The organism is Halostella pelagica, assembly GCF_004762015.1.
Taxonomy (GTDB): domain Archaea; phylum Halobacteriota; class Halobacteria; order Halobacteriales; family Natronoarchaeaceae; genus Halostella; species Halostella pelagica.
The window spans coordinates 81955-98302 of record NZ_SJES01000008.1; the positions used below are offsets into that span (position 1 = coordinate 81955).

Sequence of the window (16348 nt, forward strand, 5' to 3'; positions counted from 1 at the left end):
CCTATTGGCCAAATTCAGCTAGTACAGCCTGTCATACCGCCATATCTACAACCATAAATTGTATACCGCTATACTAATTGTCGTGCGGTCGGCGACGTCGTCGGTTTCTTGGCCGAACAGGTTCGGCGTGGACGCCGCAAGTGGAGTCGGCTTTCAGACCGGAATTGCGAGCGGATATCCGAGTCGTTTACCGCCCCAAAGGTCGAATGTCGTAGATATGAAGAAGAAGCATAAGGAACTCGCCAATCGCTTCTCGCAGATGGCCACAGACTACGACGACAAGCAACATAACGACGAGTACGACGCGTGCGCCTCACTCGTCATCGACTACGCCGACCCACGTCCCGACGACGTGGTACTCGACCTCGGTACAGGCACGGGCCTGATTGCACTCGGGCTCGCCGAGAACGCTGAGCATGTCGTCGGGCGCGACATCAGCAAGGGGATGCTGGAGAAGGCCCGCGCGAAGGCCGACGACGGCAGTATCGATAACGTGGAGTTCGGCGACGGCGAGTTCCGCGATCCGCAGTACGACGGCGAGGTGGATATCGTCGTCTCGAACTTCGCCATGCACCACCTTCCCGACGAGGAGAAACGCGAGGCCATCGAGGTCATTGCCAGTCTCAGCCCACGCCGGTTCGTCCTCGGCGACGCGATGTTCTTCGGCTCGCCCAACCCCGAGGAGCCGTTATTCGGCCACGGGGTTGACGCAGCAACCATCGGACTGCTCGTTGACGAACTTACCGACGCCGGATTCGTGGTGACGGCGGTCGAACGCGTTCACGACCAGGTGGGCGTACTTGTTGCCGAGCGACTGGAAATTCCGCAGAAGTAGCAGACTCTGGGATGTCCACAACCGAGGAGAGAGATCGGCATCCCTCTGTCCCCCTCCCTAAAAGGGAAATAGAATGCTATTCAGGCTATTTTGAAATCGCATTCTTTCGTTCTTGCTCGAATCGTTCAGCCACCTCGTCAACCAAGTCTTCCTCTACAACCGTGCGCAGCAACGCATCAGTCATCTCACGGACAACGATATTCTGATAGCCGCGGGTACTGAGCTCGCGCTCTAATTCGTAGTTCAACCAGGAATCGAAGTTCTCGATAGTCTCTTCGCGTGCGTAAAACGGCCGTTGATTGGCTGCCTCGTATGAGAAGGCAGTATCTGTCATCGGGTCCAGTTCCTCGACGTCCCCCTCATCCGGTTCGTCGACGTGTTCGGTTGTCGTGTCTGAGGCGGGTGGCTCGCGCGGTTCCTGTTCACTCTTCGTCTCGTCCTGATCGTCAGCATCGTCATCCAGCGTCTGACTAAGATCTGCGAACGGGTCACCGTCGTCAGCCATGCCGGACCACCTCACCAGCCTCGACGATGTGCGCGAGTTCGTCGAAATTCTTCAGTTGATCACAGTTGGCGTCGTAGTCCAGCAGTGGTTTGCGTTCACCGTACGCTTTCGTGATACTCGTTCGGTCTCGGATACCTGGTGTCGGACTAATGTCGCCGGTGCCCACAGCATCCCAATCCGTGATTCGAGCGAAGTTCGGGATACGGTCCTGCAAGCTGTTGTGGGAGTTTAGCCGTTCAAGGAGCTGGCGATCTTGCGTTTGCTGGTCGATACGCCCATCCAGCATATTCGGGACAAGTGCGAGGACGTCGACGTCCATGTGCTTTCGCAGCGGGGCAATCTGGCGCTCGATAGTGCGTTCCAGTCCGGACATCGCCTCGTTCCCAGGCGCCAGTGGAAGCACAAGATTAGACGTTGCGACGAGAGCGTTGTCGGTCAGTCGCGAGCGATATGCGGGCGAGTCCGTGACGATGAAGTCGTATTCGTCGCCAAGTAGCGGCTCAACGACTTCGCGCTTCAACAGAGCAGACGGTTGGAAGACGTCACCGACGACGATTTCTCGCTCGACCTGCTCGAGATCCTCGCTCGAGGGAAGGATATCGAATTCATATTCGGTATCGTAGACGACTGAGGTTGGATCTGCCTCATCGAAGAATACCTCACCGATGCCCTCGTCTGTATTGTGATAGTGGTCATCGAACCCGAGACCGACTGAAGCGTGTCCATTCGGATCGAGGTCAATGAGGAGGACATCGTGGTCGTGGGTAGCAAGCTGACGCGCGAGATTCACTGCGATGGTTGACTTGCCAACGCCACCCTTCAGCATACAGACTGAGACAGCCCGAGAATTCCCCGCTGTATCCACGGATTCGTACGGGCTATTTGGGCTATTCGTGCTATCTATGCTATTCTTGCTATTCGTTTCCGCCATGCTATTTTGGAATAGTGCTCTATCCCCTCTTATAACTACGGGCAGTGAATAGCCCGAATCGCTGAAATAGCCTGAATAGAATGAATAGACCGAATAGTAAGAATAGCATAAGCAGAAAAAGTAGCCTGAGTTGTTAGAATAGTATAAGTAGTATAGATAGAAAATTCTCTATGGATAGGATGCTATCTTGGAATAGTATCCGATTTCAGAATACCCCTAATAGTGCAGGGCCAGTACGTGCCACAGGCGAGAGGATTCGTACCTACTCCGTCCCTTTGTCAATGACGGCCTCGTCCAGTCTCTTCCAGACAGTATCGAACAGAGGTGGATCACCGGTCAGGTCTGGAAGTGAGGTTTCCCACTGGCGCTGAATGTCCTCGCGCTGGTCCACCGGCAGACCCGTGGTGAGATCGACGTCAAGGTCGTCGTGGTCGCACTTTGCTTCGAAGGCAGGCAGGACAACGTCGAACTCAATCTCAACAGATTCGGTCTCTAAGAGCTGGTAGAGGTCGTAGTAGTCTCTGGCAGCACCCCGTTGGAAGATCGCCCGAAGTTTCTCCGCGAAGATCTCTTCGACACTATACGCCTGCAGTTCGAACTCCGGGATATCCTCGTAAGAGTGCGTATGGTGAACCGGGTCGAACGCAATATACTCGTCGACCATCACGTCGAGGCTGGTCGTATTCGGATGGTCAAGCACCGCCCGATACTGGATGCTCATGTCGACGTAGTGTGTCGGATAGTGTTGCTGGCGAGACTCATGGTGCTCGCTGATGGTGAACTCAATCCCGGAGCGCTCGGTTACCGTGTCGAGGACGTCGCGGAGGTCGTCTTCTGATCCGTTGTACTGGCCTTCGACGCCGAAATCGAGATCCTCTGAGAATCGCCACGACTGGGGGAAGTACAGTTTGCTCAGCGCCGTTCCACCTTTGAACATGAGGTTCTCGCCAAAGCCACTCGTGAAGATACCCCAGAGAATCCAGGAATTGACGTAGTTCTTCTCAGCATAGCCCTGGCGGACACCTAGCTCACGGGCAAGGACACGGAGTCGGTTTTGACTGATCATTAGAATCAGGACTCCGTCGGACCGAGCGTGCCCGGGTCGACGTTAATTCGGAGGCGATACTCACTGTCGTAGGATCCCTGCTCGCTCCGCGTTGGGTCGAGCAGCGAATACCCGCTCGTGAACGACTCGACGAGCGTCTCACGCGTCGGGAGGTCGATACCCAGCTGGTCGGCAAGGTAGACGATTCGCTTGGTCGCCGCGCCGTTGTCGAGTCGCTTGAGGTACTCGCCGACCGTCGCCCACGAACAGTCCTGGTCGTCCGCGGCGACCATCGCCTTTGCGAGTTCCCGGATGCCACCGCAGTACTCGGGATGGTCGGCACAGTCAACGAGCGTCTTCGCCAGGTCGGCGACGTTCACGACAGTTCCCTCGATGGACGTCGGCTCGTAGCCGAAGAACTTCCGTTCCGTGACGGTCGCAACGCGATAGGGGACGCCGTGAATCTCGCGACTCTGGGCTCGCGTCGGGGTGATGACGTACACGGTTCGGGGAACCTGCTCGGTCAGCCCGTGATGGCTGAGGGCGCTGTAGTAGCCGATGTACATCGGCTCAGCGACGTGCGACGCGATGAGATACTCGTGGGTCGTATACACGGCCTCCTCGCCAGCAGCGAGCGGGATGATGAGATATCGGCCAGGGAGAAGCCGATCCAGCCACCCTTTCTCGGTGAGGCGGGAGGCGATCTCGCGGGCGGTGTTAGGCGCGACCTCGAGGGTCGCCTCGACGTCGTCGATCGAGATTATTTGGTGGCCCTCCGCGGCGAGATGCGAGAGGAGTCGGCTCTCACGGGTCGAAAGTCCCTGCCGTATAGTTTGTGTCTCTTGTGTGGAACTCATACCTGCATTTCGTACATAGAATATGAAGCCCGGCAGGCTTCAACGTTGCGCCTCCTCCACCCTGCCGGACAGACACCGGATTGTGAGCCTAGTTAGAGTGATTGAGGGCCGGCATCGACAACGCTGGCAAATGCGACGTTCTCTTGGACCTGGTCGATTTCGACGGTCGGCTCGTCACCGGGCTGCGCACTTGGAATGATAACAACATAGCCGCGTTCGACCTTCGCGATTCCATCGCCTTGATCGCCGACTGTCTCGATCGTCACGTCACGGACTTCCCCTTCAGTGACCGGTGGGGTAGGTGGTCCCGAATTCCGTTCGGAAGGAGCGGGCTGCTCCTGTGCTGTGCGCTCGTCAGCTGTCTCCGTCGAGGATTGTCGTTGCGTGAGCACGCCGATCCGGTATGTTTCACCAGCAGAGATAGCGCCGTGATCAACCTCGGTTTGCGGAACTTCGAGCGTATATGTTTCTCCTCGTTTTTCTACAGTTGCGCTAAACAAACTCTGGAGCGACTCCGAAACCTCAACCATACGCCGACCTACAGCCCCGAGTAGTTAATCGGTTATCTTCTGCGAAGATAGGTATCTATTCAGGAAGGCTCGTGTTTCCTGGAATTTCCGGAAAACTTTGAGGTGCAATTCCAGCAGAATCGCCTGCCAGCGATACAGTATCCGGGTAGAACCCAATTACAAATGCTTCCTTTCCGGAAACGACCCGGTCACTCTTATATGACCTGCCGCAGAATCACTTTTGTACCGAATTCATGATACGCGATGCTCGCGTTCTCCGCGCCGGGTTCGTCCCTCGGGAAGTCGAGCATCGCGACGCCGAAGTCAATCATCTCTCCAGCGTTCTCGAGCCCATCACGAATGGCGAACCTGCGGATACAGCTATCGTCACTGGGCCAAGCGGCACTGGGAAAACCTGTATTTCACAGTTCGTCACCGAGCGCCTTCGCGAGGAAGTCCTGGACGTCGAGGCCACCTACGTCAATTGCTGGCGCAACTATACGCGCTTCCGGACACTCTACCAGATCCTCGACGATTTCGGCGAAACCATCGATATTCATCGCCAGTCGACACCCCATGACGAACTCATCGATCGGCTACAGCAGTACGACGGGCCACGGACAGTCATCATCCTTGACGAGGTTGACCAGCTCGAAGATCCGGGCGTTATCTACGACCTGCATAGCCTCCCGCAGTTCGCGGTTATCTGTATCGCCAACAAAGAAGAGGACCTGTTTAGCCGCGTCGACGACCGCCTCGTGAGTCGGCTTCGATCCAGCGAACACGTCCGCATGGACAAGTACCACGACGAGCAGCTCCACGACATCCTCGCTGCTCGCGTGAAAGGGGGGCTCGAACCGGACGTCGTCACGAATAACCAACTCGACCGCATTGCCGACGCCGCTGCAGGCGACGCCCGCCTCGCCATTGGGATTCTCCGGACCGCCGCGAGCAAAGCCGATCGCGAGAGCAGCGAGCGAATCACTGACGACGTCCTCCTCGATGCTGCGAGTGACGCTCGCGCTCAAATCAAGCAAAAGAATCTCGACTCGCTCATCCCGCACCAGCGGGTGGTCTACGACGTCGTCCGCGAACACGGGCCCCTCGGGCCGAGTGAAATTCACGACCACTACAAGCGGAAAGTCGACGAGCCACGGACGAAACGTACTATTCGCACGTACCTGTCGAAGATGACGCAATACAATATCTTAGAGGCCGAGGGCACAAGTCACGACCGCGAATACGCGCTCATCGGAGCTGCTGCACCCTCGCCAGCTGATTAATCCAGTAATACTCAGTCAGTTGTGATCTGAGAAGATACGAGGGAGCTTCGAGAGTTATACGGATTGGAGGCGAGATTCGAATCCGGCTCGTAGTTCGTCCATTTGCTGAACGGCCCACTCAACGAGGGATTCTTTTTGCATCGCGCTCAGTCCCTCCACGTAGTCATCGATCGGTTTTGCGACTTTAATCCGACAGGCTTGCTTTTCGGGAAGTCGCTCCCAGACCACATCTTCTAATTCGGATTCGATTGCGTCCTGCTCTGCTTTGAGTTCAGTATAGATGGTCTCGTTCTGTTCTTTGTCGCCAGTGTCTATGTAGAGCTCAGTCGCCAGTTCCGGACCCTGATGGAACGACCACGTAAAGGCGACCCCGCTAATTCCAGCACCGAATCCCAACCAGCTCTGAGGTAGTGCTGTGAGCCGATTCCAGCTTGGGTTTGCTTCTGCATAAGCTTCTGTCAAGTTCGAGAAGAAGTTCTTGTATGCCTGCTCTCTGGTACTCAACGACTTTGAGTCCTGCAGTTCGCGTTCCCAGTCGTTCGGTTCGACAACGACCATGAAATCGAATCCGAGCTGTTCAGCACCATTCAGCCGCATTACTAGTGGCTTCACCCCGAAGAACATTGCACCACCTGGAGCGCTGGTATTCAACCACTCGAGAACCGACCGATGCTCGTCTCGGAACTCCTCAGCGAGCCAAATAACGAACTCTGCATCGATGCCTGCTCCATACGTAAGGAGTTTCCCGAGGTGGTCGTGATTGGTCGTCCCGAACTGGTTTTCGATGACGACCTTCCCATCGGTGTTCATCTCCGTCCCGGTGATATCGGCGCTGTAACCTCCAACAGCGTCCTCCCGTTCGACTTCGTCAAGTTCAATTCCAATCGTCCTGCCGAGTTGGTCGATGTGGTCGACGATCCACGGAGTGAAGTCGTGTTCCTCGTGATCCCAGATATCGTCTGCACTTAGGTATTCGACTGAGTGCAGATCCTCAGGATTCATGTCTCCATCCTGCTCAGGCTGAACGTAAATATTGATTTGATGTGAGGGACACGCTGATACGGCAGGTCTTCACCCTGACGTGAAGTCTCCGAGTCCAGATTGTTCGTGCCCCAGTGGGTCAATCACCGATGGACCGTCATTGTCGGGGCTGTTGACGCGCGTCGAGATCTCGTACGCCTCGAGGTCGTCGTCCGGGTAGGACTGGCACATATCTGCACGTTCATCCGGGCCAGCAGTGAGCCACGTCTCCTCGGCGCCGTCAGGGAGGACAACCGGCATCCGGTCGTGAATCGATTGCATCAGATCGTTCGGTTCGGTCGTCAGGATAGTCACGCATGGGATAGCTGATTCCTCTCCTTCCCAGACCTCCCAGAGGCCGGCCATCGCGAACGCCGGGGCGTCCTCGCGGTAGATTCGATAAGGTTGCTTGGGCCCGCTGTCCCGCTTCTGCCACTCGTAGAACCCTGACGAGAGGACGAGACAGGGCCGGGAGTCCCAGGCATCGCGGAAGGCTCGTTTCTCGGCTGCAGTTTCGGAGCGGGCGTTGATAATTCCCTCCCCGGGGTCGTTCGCCCAGGACGGAAGGAGGCCCCACTGGTACTGGTCGATCTCGTCGGTAGCCCGGTTGGTGATAACGTCCAGCTGCTCTCCAGGGGCGATATTGTATCTCGGGGCGTACCCGCCGTCCGTGACGACCTCCGCTCCGAAGTGCTGTTCGAGGTCCTGCTGGGTCGCGAACAGCGCGTTTCGCCCACACATATCTCTCTTCTCGAGGAGAGTGAGCATCAAAGTATGGTAGCGACGCGATGCGGAACAAGAACAGGAGAGTCGTTCGGCGTTGTTAACCAACAGTTGGGAGTTATCCTACGGCGTGTTGGTTAACAATAGTGACAGCCGTACTGCCTTGAACCCGTTTCCTGAAACGCTTCTGGAAACGCACGTTCCGAGAGCTAGAACCCGAATACTGCAAGGCGATTCTACGGACTCACAACACGGTTCTATGAAACGTGGAAACGACACGCCACGCCTTATCGGATACTTCTCCGTCTAGTGAGGTATGCCTGAGGGATCTCCATCACGGTCACAATCGACGAGGAGCGAGCTGGCAGTGAACCAGCCGACGCGTGGCGCAGACCGAAATCAACAATCGCTCACTGAGACGGCCGACCAGCCGCCTGCCGAATTCTTGTTTCCCTCACTCGATGACGGCATCACGCTCCTCGATATCGAGGGAGGGCGTGGCGTCCCAATTCTCCAGTCGCTCGTGCTCGACCATCTCTTGCTGAGCGACGGGCCGGCCTTCTGGGTCGACGCCCACGGCCACGCGACAACCACCTCGCTTGCCCGCCTCACGCCCAGCCAGCGGCTGCTCGACCGAATCCACGTTGCCCGCGGCTTCACCGCATACCAGCACTACGGCGCTCTCTGCAATCTCCCGACCGCCGTCAACCAGTTCGTCCAGCAAGCCACGGCCGCGGATGCTGTCGCGACGCAACGAGAACGGCAGAGCCACGAGCAGGAGACCTCGCCACACACGCCGTCGCTCATCGTTGTCCCGGCGCTCGATGCCCAGTACCGGGGCGACGATACCTTGGGGGAAGAACACGCGCAGACGCTCCAGACGCGAGCTCTCGCTCGTCTCAGTACCTATGCACGGGGCTACGACGTCCCCGTCCTCGTGACGCGCACGACTGCCGGCGAATTCTCAGCGCCGATCCAGACAGTCGCCGACCAGCACCTGGAGTGTGAACAGACGCGGATGGGGCCACGCTTCGTCGGTGACGAATTCGAGACCCTCGTCTATCCCGTCGACGGCGGCGCGTACTACCAGACCACCTTCGCGTACTGGCGGCAGCTGCTCACTGCCCGTGCCGACCAGGTGGGACTCCAGCCGGCGTCACCCCCGACCCCAGGAGATTCTGGCGGAACTACCGATATCGGAACCGGCGTCATGGCCGACGGCACGAATACGACACTCACCACGAACCCACTGCTCGATGCCTGGGCCAGCACAGGAGGACGGTGACGATGGGGCGGACGAATCCAACGTTTCGGGACGCGCTCCGCGCTGTCGAAGAGCGGTGGGGAGAGTATCGCCGTGCGCTTCGTCGTCGCGACCAACCGCTTTTCGACCGGCTATTTACCTACGCGCGTGAGCACGCCGACGCGAGTGGGCTGTTGAACCACCAGAACCCTATGCTCCCAGTGCTCCTCAGCGTCGATCTCGAACAGGAGTCGCGCCTCGACGCGCATGACGAGCGCCTCGACGATTTCGAGGATGCAATCGAGGCGTTGCAGGAGCAGCATGACGAGATGGACGACCAGAGACAGCCAGCTGACGACTGATACCGATGCCGTTCAAAATCGATTTCCTCGATGACCGCGTCCTCGAATGGGAAGCGACCGCCGACGGCGCCGTAGTCACTGAGCGCCGGGACTATACGCCTCGGTTCTACGTCGCTCCACGCGCACCTGCTACTAACGTCGATCTCTCTGGACTCCAAGCGTTCTACGAGCGCCATCCGGACGTCGTCGCGACCGAGTACGTCGACCGTCACCCCGGATTCCGTCGCGATGCGGAGCGGATCCTTGCCGTCGACGTCTCACATATCGATCGGGTGACGGCGCTCGCCCGTCAGACGCGCCAGCTCTCGGAGTACCCCATCGGCGAGATCGCCTGTTTCAACGTGGACTTCTCGCGGGAGTTCCGCTACTGTCTGGAAAATGATGTCGAGCCAACGCCGGCGAGCGAGCTGTCGACGCTCCACCTCAGTATCCCGGTGACCGAGACGAACAGTGGAACCTACGCCGAGCTTGGCGTGAACGGCGAGACCGTCACGGGATCTCCAGTGGATCTCCTCGCGACGGTCCAAGACGCGATCGACACCCTCGACCCGGATGTCCTCGTGTGCTCGACGAGCAAGATCGTGCCGACGCTCTATGCGATGGCTCGCGACGCCGGCGTCGACGACTTCACACTGAGTCGTCGGCCCGACGTCGACTACCAGCAGCTCGCCGGTCGGTCGACGTATTCGAGTTACGGCCGGGTGGGACACTCCCCTGCCCGCTACAACGTGCCGGGACGGGCTATCATCGATGAGTCGAACGCGTTCTTCTTCGGTGAGACGAACCTCGACGGCATCCTCGACCTCGTCACTCGGTCGAAAAAGCCAATCCAGGAACTCGCGTGGGCGTCGATTGGGAACGTCCTCACTGCCATCCAGATCTGTGAAGCACACAAGCGCGGTGTGCTGACGCCGTGGAACTCCTGGCGACACGAGTTCTACAAGCCGATGACCACGCTTCACGACGCTGACCGCGGTGGCTTCATCTTCGCGCCCGAAGTCGGCCTCCACGAGGACGTCCACGAACTCGACTTTTCGAGTCTCTATCCGAACATCATCTGCACGCGGAACGTCTCGCCTGATGTTATTCGGTGTGACTGCCACAGTGATCGCGAGGACGTCCCCGGCCTCGGGTACTCGATTTGCGACGACCAGGGCTACCTCGTCGACGTCCTCCAACCGATTATCGACGCTCGCGACGAGATCAAGGCAGATATTCATCGGGAACAGCGGCGCGATAATCTCGACCAGGACCGTCTCGACGAACTCGAGGGGCGGTCGGCCGCGCTGAAGTGGATTCTCGTCGCGTGTTTCGGATATCAGGGATTCAGTAACGCGAAATTCGGGCGGATCGAGTGCCACGAAGCAATCAACGCGTTCGCTCGGGAGATCCTGCTGACTGCGAAACAGCGGTTGGAGGCAGGTGGGTGGCGCGTCGTCCACGGGATTGTCGACTCGATCTGGGTAACGCCAGACCCGGACGTCAGCGACGACGAACGAGAATCACTGGAGACGTTGGCCGCCGAGATCACGGACACCGTCGAGATTCGTCTCGAATATGAAGCCGAGTACGAGTGGGTGGCGTTCGTTCCCCAGCGCGAGAGCGACGCCGGCGCGCTGACGAAGTATTTCGGGAAGGTTGCGGGCAAGGATGAGTTCAAGATACGCGGTATCGAAGCCCGACAACGATCCACGCCCGAGTTCATTGAAGACGTCCAGCGTGACTGTCTCGAGATTCTCGGTCAAACGCAATCTTCGGATGCGGTTATCAATCGCTTGGAACGGGCGATTTCGGAGCTTCACGCTGGCGATGTCGATTCTGACCGACTCGTCGAACGGAACCGAGTCTCGAAGCCTGTCGAGGCGTACACGCAGTACACCCAGAACGTGGCTGCACTCGAGCGTGCTCGCGACCAGGATCTCGCTGTCCATCCCGGCCAAGATGTCGAGTACGTAGTCGTCGACGACGAGAAGACGTCACGAGAGCGTGTTGCCCTTGCTCACGAAGAGACGGATCAGTATGATCCATCGTACTACGAGACGCAGCTGGTGCGAGCTGTTGAGAGTGTCGTCTCACCGCTTGGATGGAGTCGGTCGGATATTCGACGAAGGCTGGCAAAGACACGAACGACTAAGATCACCTCGTTCTGACCCTTCGGTTACAACAAGATGCGAGTAGGACCACACACCCCCCTCGTTCGGAATGAGATTATACCCTTCATACCACCTGATTAGACGCCGTGCTTCCACCCGATGAGAAGGTTGCAGTAATGAGTTCGTTGGGTATACTCCCTCGACGTATGGTCTACTGCTTCAATTCAAAGGATAGAATAGCTGTACTTCCAGTGTTAGGCGTATTCACGAATACTTCCAACTAGTGCCGTATTCTACTTAGTGAGCTTTTAGCGTAACTAGGTAATAAAGCTAGGGTTGTAACTAGACAAGTGATCCGCGAAAGTCTACGCAATCTTGCGGTTTGGAGAGAATCACTCGTCCTAGTTAAGAACCGCCTAGTTGGTTGTTGGAAGATCGCGCCCATACGGTCAGTCTTACGGTATCTCATTCCGAATCAGGGGGGTGTGTCCTTCCAGTTCCAATCTCCCTCCATCCTGATTAAGCTGGCATCAATATCGTCCATTAGTTCGGTGAACAGCTCACTCCGAATCAGGGGGGTCTCTATAGCATTCCCGATTCTTGGCTGATGGACTAACTCGTACTACCTCATTCCGAATGAGGGGGGTTATCTGAACCCCCTGATCATTTGAGCTGCTGGCAATCCTCTCGTTCTAGGAAATAGCTCACTCCGAATCAGGAGGGTGAGGACATCAGAAGGCGCAGATTTGAACGACAGCTCACTCTGAATCAGGTATCATCGGGTATGGCGGTGTCACCTATCGATTTTCCGCTGTTTAGCACCGATATCCAACGAATCTCATTCCGAACCAGGGGGGTAACGACTAAGTAGGTTCCTTCCCAGGATGAATCTATGACAGACAACGAGGAACCAGATGGTGGAGGTGACTCGTCTATCACGGACCAGCAGCTGAATGATTTCGATACAAACAGGGAGGGCAGTTCTGCTTCTGAAATCTCGTCGACCTCGGAGGAAATCCAACGACAAGACTCGAACGATCCGGCAAATGACCCGTTGTTCGTTCGGGAAGGCGATGAAGACGGTTCTTCAACTCATATCTGGGCAGATCGAGATTTACTCTCGATTGGAACAGTTCCTGGCCCTGATCGCATCGTCGGTCGTGACACGGAAATACAATCGGTTGCTGGAGAAATCCGACACCTCATTCACGAATCACAACCAAACCACGTCGTCATTTATGGGGAAACCGGAACTGGAAAATCACTTGTCAGCCGTCACGTGTCTGACCGTCTCGTTGATACTGCCACGGCACGTAACGTTCCCGCTGCTAGCGTCTACGTTGAGTGCAAGAAGAATAATACCGAAACACGAGTGGCCCGAACAATCGCTCGTGCGCTAAGCGACAAATCTGATTCTGATATAGATATCCCTCGTATCGGTTTAGGTTCCGCCGAGTACTACGATTACGCCTACGACATCATCGACGAATACTACGATGGGCTCATTGTCATCCTTGACGAAATCGACATGGTGGATAACGCTGAGGGGCTCCTCCATGAACTCTCGCGGGCTCGAGAAGCTGGTCACACCGACGCCTATATCGGAATCATTGCTATCAGCAACGACATCGATTTCGGACAAAAACTCAACGCACGCGTTCAGAGTTCGATGCGGACGACGGACTTCGTCTTTGAACCATACCAAAGCGGTCAGATTGAACAGATCCTGGAGTATCGACGAGACGCGTTCCATGATGGTGTCGTTCAAGACGGTGTCATAACCGAGACTGCCGACCGGTCGGCGGATGAACACGGTGATGCGAGAAAGGCAGTTGACGTCCTACGGATTGCTGGTGATATCGCTGACGACACCGATGCAGAGGTCGTTAATCCAGAACATGTCGACAAAGCAGTCAAGCGTGCAGAGGTTAATCGAGTCAAGGAGACGATCGAGAGCACCTCACCCCAGTCTAAACTCGTTCTCTACACTCTCGGTCGCTTGACTGGCTCGAATAATCGCCGCTTCCGCACCTCTGGTATCTACAGTCAATACGAGACGACCTGTGGCGACGTCGGCGCTGATCCTCTCTCATATGATCGAGTGAGCCAAATTCTCAGCACGCTCGCGCTAATGGGAATTTCTGAGTCTCACCAAGTCGGTGGCGGACACAAACAGGGTGTCTATCTGGAACACCAGCTTATCAAGGACAAAGATGTAGTGATGAAGGCAGTTGTAGAGAGCGATGAACGACTTTCAGAACTTCACAACGGAACCTACGAGATTTAATCAAGCATCATGAGGGTTCGATCTACCTAGAACCTTTCTGCTGAAGCTCATTCCGAATCAGGGGTGTCAAATCTTCTGGTAGATGACCAAGCTCACTTCGAATCAGGGGGTTGTTCGCGAGAGAACCAGATTAGCTAATCGTCTGGACTGACCGGTCCTTTGTACTGCGAGCGCACCTTCTCGCCTTCCCGCCACTGCCAGTAGTAGTAGCGGTTGTCGTTGATCTCCTTGATCGTGATTGTAGCCTTCGAGGGGACGTCGTCCGGAAGATCCTCCGGTCGCTCCTCGATCTGGTCTTCCTCATCATCTTGCTCGGCTAGTCGGGCTTCGCGTTCGCGATGTTCGGCGAGTTCCTCGGCGTACTGGGCGATATGCTGGAGCACCTCTGGTGATTGCTCATTGAGCATCTCCACGACGTCGTCGGGGATTTCTTGCGGTGGGGATGGTGGCGAGTAAGACATGGGTCACGGCGTGTTAACCAACATTGGCACTGGAATCTTAGTGCTGTTGGTTAATTCGGCTATTTATCGAATCGAGAGCTCTTCGAGGACCGCTACTATTGCTTCGAGTTCCCTCCGCCGGGCTTCTCGTTCGTCGATTTCCTGCTCAAGTTCGAGAATCCGCTCTGAAAGCTGCTCCGTCACGTCTACTGTCGCAGGAAGCCGTCCATCGGGACGGGGGACGCTCCCGCTCCGAATTTCGATGTCAACCCGCCGCAGATGCTTACAGCCACCGCTCGGCTGGCGCTTCGTGAAATCTGGACACGTACACGTCTTGCTCGCGACGTCGACCTCGTAGGTGCTCCCCGACGCCGACTGCACCTCATACACACCACCTTTCCTAAGCAATGAGACGTCCATCTCCTCCGTTCGAGCACGCTCGGTACGGGGTTCGCTATCCTCTTGGTGTTCTTCATCGCCAACCGACGGCTGCTGCACATCTCCTCCGGGAATCGTGGTCGTGGAAGCGGTAGCGACAACGCCGCCATCGGCGGCGAATCCATCTCTTTGGTGTTCGTCTCGATCCGTCGCTTCAGTCTCGCGTATCTCGTTTCGTCCACACATGGATTAGTCTGGGTCTGTCCGACGTGACGAGTGCAGTCACGCCGCCACCCTTCGTCGGCGGAAAAAACAACCCCCGAAACGCACTGCTGCAGAAACCTCTATTACTTCGTCTGCCGGAGAGGCACAGACTCGTTATTCGTCGACGGTTTCGATGAGCTCCTCAGCAGTCGACCCGATTCGACCAAGCCGCTCTTGAATCGCGTCTGCGTCGTCGTTCTGCCACGCGGCCAGGTAGAACGCGGACCCGCTCGTATCCAGCTCGAAATACCGCCCGACGATGTAGGCGACTGCCTCGGCCTCAACCTCGCGTTTCGATCGCTCGGACTCGTCGGTGACATCGACGTGGAGTAGGGCGTGAGCGAACTCGTGGATGAGTGTCACGGCGAGGTCGGCCTGATTCGAGCGGGCTTTCGCCTCGACGACTGGTTGGAGATCACGCTGACTCCGGTATTTGCAGACGCCCTTGGCGTCGCCATGCCCCAGTCGTCAGCGTCGACGATACGGACCGTAACGCCGATATCAGCGGCTGCATCCTCGAGTGCGGGCACCAGGTCGTCGGCGTCGCCAGTCGCCTCAGTCTCCAGCCCAGGAAGCGGCTCACCTTCGGTCTGGGCAATGTCGAAGACACCTGTCGGTTTGAAGCCGACAAGCCCTTTCGACCACTCGTCAGGCGATGTCTCGTCGTACTCACAGTCACTTTGCTCGTGGTAGCTAGGCGAGTTCTCGCACTTGGGACACTGCTTGGTGATGATCGGGGCCCAAATCCAGATGGCTGACTCGCCTTCCTGGACGTGCCGGTCGAACTCATTTCGCCACGTGTTGTAGCCCGCGACCTTCGTCGCGTCGGGACACTGGAGGTTGATTAGGAGCGTGTTCCGATGGGAATAGTCGTGGAAGCGACTCTGGACGTCGAGCCACTCTTGGAACTCCTCACTGGCCTGCGCATCGTCGACGTGGTCGACGAGGTCGTCGATCCAGTCTTCGATGGTACTGTGCATCTCGTCGTGTCGGGTGTCGGTCTCCTCGAACGAGACCGACGAGTCACTGGTCGTAGCCATAATATTCACCGAATCGAGTTCACGGCGATTGCGTCAGTTCAGGACGCGCCGCACCCCTTGGGGGCGCACAAAAAACTCGCGGCGGCGGTCACCGCAGGACTGCTTTCTCGTCAGCGAAGCCGACCGCCACGAGGTACTCGAGGAACTCATCGAACTGCTCCACGTCGCTGGGCGTGTCGGTCGCGAGGTGTCGCGCCCACTCGATGGCCCACTGGAAGACGGGATCAGTCCCGCCCTTCCCGTGGATGTACCACCAGCGAGCCGCTTTCAAGACGACGAGCGGGTTCGTCGGCGGCTGCTCACTTGCGAGTCCACGAGTGATTGACCGGATCTCCTCGGGAACTTCGGCGGGCTCGACCTCGCCGGATTGTGTGTTCGTGATATCGACTGGAATCGCATCGATCGAGACGTCGTTCACACGTTGTTGTTGACTCACGGGAATTCACCTCAGTCTGAAGACTCGTTATCGAGCCTTCGCCCTCTTCGGGGGCTCGAAAAACTGGACGACGGCGTCACACCGGCAGGAAGAATCC

General features: G+C 57.1%; 15 protein-coding genes and 2 pseudogenes. 6 read left to right on the forward strand and 11 right to left on the reverse strand.

The features are described from left to right. Positions 1–217: 217 nt before the first annotated feature. Entirely contained in the window at positions 218–835 is a 618-nt protein-coding gene (locus tag EYW42_RS16460; RefSeq protein WP_135536485.1) for a class I SAM-dependent methyltransferase, read from the forward strand. Between the two features lie 85 nt (positions 836–920). Here the strand turns inward: EYW42_RS16460 and EYW42_RS16465 are convergent, their stop codons facing one another. From EYW42_RS16465 to EYW42_RS16485, 5 genes are all read right to left on the reverse strand, one after another. After that, positions 921–1340: a hypothetical protein gene (locus EYW42_RS16465; RefSeq protein WP_010890437.1), complete on the reverse strand. Its 420-nt coding sequence runs from the start codon at positions 1338–1340 to the stop codon at positions 921–923. After that, a complete protein-coding gene (locus tag EYW42_RS16470; protein WP_135536487.1) occupies positions 1333–2271 on the reverse strand; it encodes a ParA family protein in 939 nt (312 codons plus the stop codon). The genes EYW42_RS16465 and EYW42_RS16470 overlap by 8 nt, the downstream gene beginning before the upstream one ends. A 262-nt stretch (positions 2272–2533) precedes the next feature. Then, positions 2534–3337 (reverse strand): nucleotidyl transferase AbiEii/AbiGii toxin family protein, encoded by an 804-nt coding sequence (locus EYW42_RS16475; protein WP_135536489.1) that lies wholly within the window; start codon positions 3335–3337, stop codon positions 2534–2536. A gap of 5 nt (positions 3338–3342) precedes the next feature. After that, on the reverse strand, positions 3343–4173 hold the full coding sequence (locus EYW42_RS16480) for a type IV toxin-antitoxin system AbiEi family antitoxin domain-containing protein (RefSeq protein ID WP_135536491.1): 831 nt from the start codon (positions 4171–4173) through the stop codon (positions 3343–3345). A 92-nt stretch (positions 4174–4265) separates the two neighbouring features. Continuing rightward, a complete protein-coding gene (locus tag EYW42_RS16485) occupies positions 4266–4703 on the reverse strand; it encodes a TRAM domain-containing protein (protein WP_135536493.1) in 438 nt (145 codons plus the stop codon). 233 nt (positions 4704–4936) lie between these two features. On the opposite strand from EYW42_RS16485, the gene EYW42_RS16490 reads away from it, so the two are divergent. Continuing rightward, positions 4937–5965: a Cdc6/Cdc18 family protein gene (locus EYW42_RS16490; RefSeq protein ID WP_135536495.1), complete on the forward strand. Its 1029-nt coding sequence runs from the start codon at positions 4937–4939 to the stop codon at positions 5963–5965. Positions 5966–6019: 54 nt separating this feature from the next. On the opposite strand, the gene EYW42_RS16495 is transcribed toward EYW42_RS16490, so the two are convergent. Both EYW42_RS16495 and EYW42_RS16500 read right to left on the reverse strand, forming a co-directional pair. Continuing rightward, positions 6020–6967 carry a DUF4268 domain-containing protein gene (locus EYW42_RS16495; protein ID WP_135536497.1) on the reverse strand — a complete coding sequence of 316 codons (948 nt, stop codon included), beginning with the start codon at positions 6965–6967 and terminating at the stop codon, positions 6020–6022. A 69-nt stretch (positions 6968–7036) separates the two neighbouring features. Further along, positions 7037–7726, reverse strand: a complete 690-nt coding sequence (locus tag EYW42_RS16500) for an SOS response-associated peptidase (protein WP_135536499.1) — start codon at positions 7724–7726, stop codon at positions 7037–7039. Between the two features lie 298 nt (positions 7727–8024). On the opposite strand from EYW42_RS16500, the gene EYW42_RS16505 reads away from it, so the two are divergent. From EYW42_RS16505 to EYW42_RS16520, 4 genes are all read left to right on the forward strand, one after another. Then, positions 8025–8993 (forward strand): hypothetical protein, encoded by a 969-nt coding sequence (locus tag EYW42_RS16505; protein WP_135536501.1) that lies wholly within the window; start codon positions 8025–8027, stop codon positions 8991–8993. Between the two features lie 2 nt (positions 8994–8995). Beyond that, positions 8996–9313 carry a hypothetical protein gene (locus EYW42_RS16510; RefSeq protein WP_135536503.1) on the forward strand — a complete coding sequence of 106 codons (318 nt, stop codon included), beginning with the start codon at positions 8996–8998 and terminating at the stop codon, positions 9311–9313. A 5-nt stretch (positions 9314–9318) separates the two neighbouring features. Beyond that, positions 9319–11463: a type B DNA-directed DNA polymerase gene (locus EYW42_RS16515; protein WP_135536505.1), complete on the forward strand. Its 2145-nt coding sequence runs from the start codon at positions 9319–9321 to the stop codon at positions 11461–11463. A gap of 835 nt (positions 11464–12298) precedes the next feature. Next, the gene (locus tag EYW42_RS16520) at positions 12299–13693 is read left to right on the forward strand and encodes a Cdc6/Cdc18 family protein (RefSeq protein WP_135536508.1); all 1395 of its coding nucleotides are present in this window, start codon (positions 12299–12301) and stop codon (positions 13691–13693) included. A 134-nt stretch (positions 13694–13827) separates the two neighbouring features. Here EYW42_RS16520 and EYW42_RS16525 read toward each other — a convergent pair whose 3' ends face one another. From EYW42_RS16525 to EYW42_RS16540, 4 genes and pseudogenes are all read right to left on the reverse strand, one after another. Further along, positions 13828–14154 (reverse strand): hypothetical protein, encoded by a 327-nt coding sequence (locus EYW42_RS16525; RefSeq protein ID WP_135536510.1) that lies wholly within the window; start codon positions 14152–14154, stop codon positions 13828–13830. A 192-nt stretch (positions 14155–14346) separates the two neighbouring features. Further along, a pseudogene (locus tag EYW42_RS20460) lies at positions 14347–14637 on the reverse strand (hypothetical protein); the annotation flags it as partial. Between the two features lie 252 nt (positions 14638–14889). Next, positions 14890–15815 (reverse strand): annotated as a pseudogene (locus tag EYW42_RS16535) (DUF955 domain-containing protein). An 88-nt stretch (positions 15816–15903) separates the two neighbouring features. Next, positions 15904–16251 (reverse strand): hypothetical protein, encoded by a 348-nt coding sequence (locus tag EYW42_RS16540; RefSeq protein WP_135536514.1) that lies wholly within the window; start codon positions 16249–16251, stop codon positions 15904–15906. Positions 16252–16348 lie beyond the last annotated feature (97 nt).

What these genes read in the sequence shown, in the direction of transcription:
- EYW42_RS16475 (WP_135536489.1), bottom strand. Translation starts at nt 3,337, where the DNA reads ATGATCAGTCAAAACCGACTCCGTGTCCTTGCCCGTGAGCTAGGTGTC.
- EYW42_RS16495 (WP_135536497.1), bottom strand. Translation starts at nt 6,967, where the DNA reads ATGAATCCTGAGGATCTGCACTCAGTCGAATACCTAAGTGCAGACGAT.
- EYW42_RS16500 (WP_135536499.1), bottom strand. Translation starts at nt 7,726, where the DNA reads ATGTGTGGGCGAAACGCGCTGTTCGCGACCCAGCAGGACCTCGAACAG.
- EYW42_RS16520 (WP_135536508.1), top strand. Translation starts at nt 12,299, where the DNA reads ATGACAGACAACGAGGAACCAGATGGTGGAGGTGACTCGTCTATCACG.
- EYW42_RS16485 (WP_135536493.1), bottom strand. Translation starts at nt 4,703, where the DNA reads ATGGTTGAGGTTTCGGAGTCGCTCCAGAGTTTGTTTAGCGCAACTGTA.
- EYW42_RS16510 (WP_135536503.1), top strand. Translation starts at nt 8,996, where the DNA reads ATGGGGCGGACGAATCCAACGTTTCGGGACGCGCTCCGCGCTGTCGAA.
- EYW42_RS16480 (WP_135536491.1), bottom strand. Translation starts at nt 4,173, where the DNA reads ATGAGTTCCACACAAGAGACACAAACTATACGGCAGGGACTTTCGACC.
- EYW42_RS16505 (WP_135536501.1), top strand. Translation starts at nt 8,025, where the DNA reads ATGCCTGAGGGATCTCCATCACGGTCACAATCGACGAGGAGCGAGCTG.
- EYW42_RS16515 (WP_135536505.1), top strand. Translation starts at nt 9,319, where the DNA reads ATGCCGTTCAAAATCGATTTCCTCGATGACCGCGTCCTCGAATGGGAA.
- EYW42_RS16460 (WP_135536485.1), top strand. Translation starts at nt 218, where the DNA reads ATGAAGAAGAAGCATAAGGAACTCGCCAATCGCTTCTCGCAGATGGCC.
- EYW42_RS16490 (WP_135536495.1), top strand. Translation starts at nt 4,937, where the DNA reads ATGATACGCGATGCTCGCGTTCTCCGCGCCGGGTTCGTCCCTCGGGAA.
- EYW42_RS16470 (WP_135536487.1), bottom strand. Translation starts at nt 2,271, where the DNA reads ATGGCGGAAACGAATAGCAAGAATAGCATAGATAGCACGAATAGCCCA.
- EYW42_RS16525 (WP_135536510.1), bottom strand. Translation starts at nt 14,154, where the DNA reads ATGTCTTACTCGCCACCATCCCCACCGCAAGAAATCCCCGACGACGTC.
- EYW42_RS16465 (WP_010890437.1), bottom strand. Translation starts at nt 1,340, where the DNA reads ATGGCTGACGACGGTGACCCGTTCGCAGATCTTAGTCAGACGCTGGAT.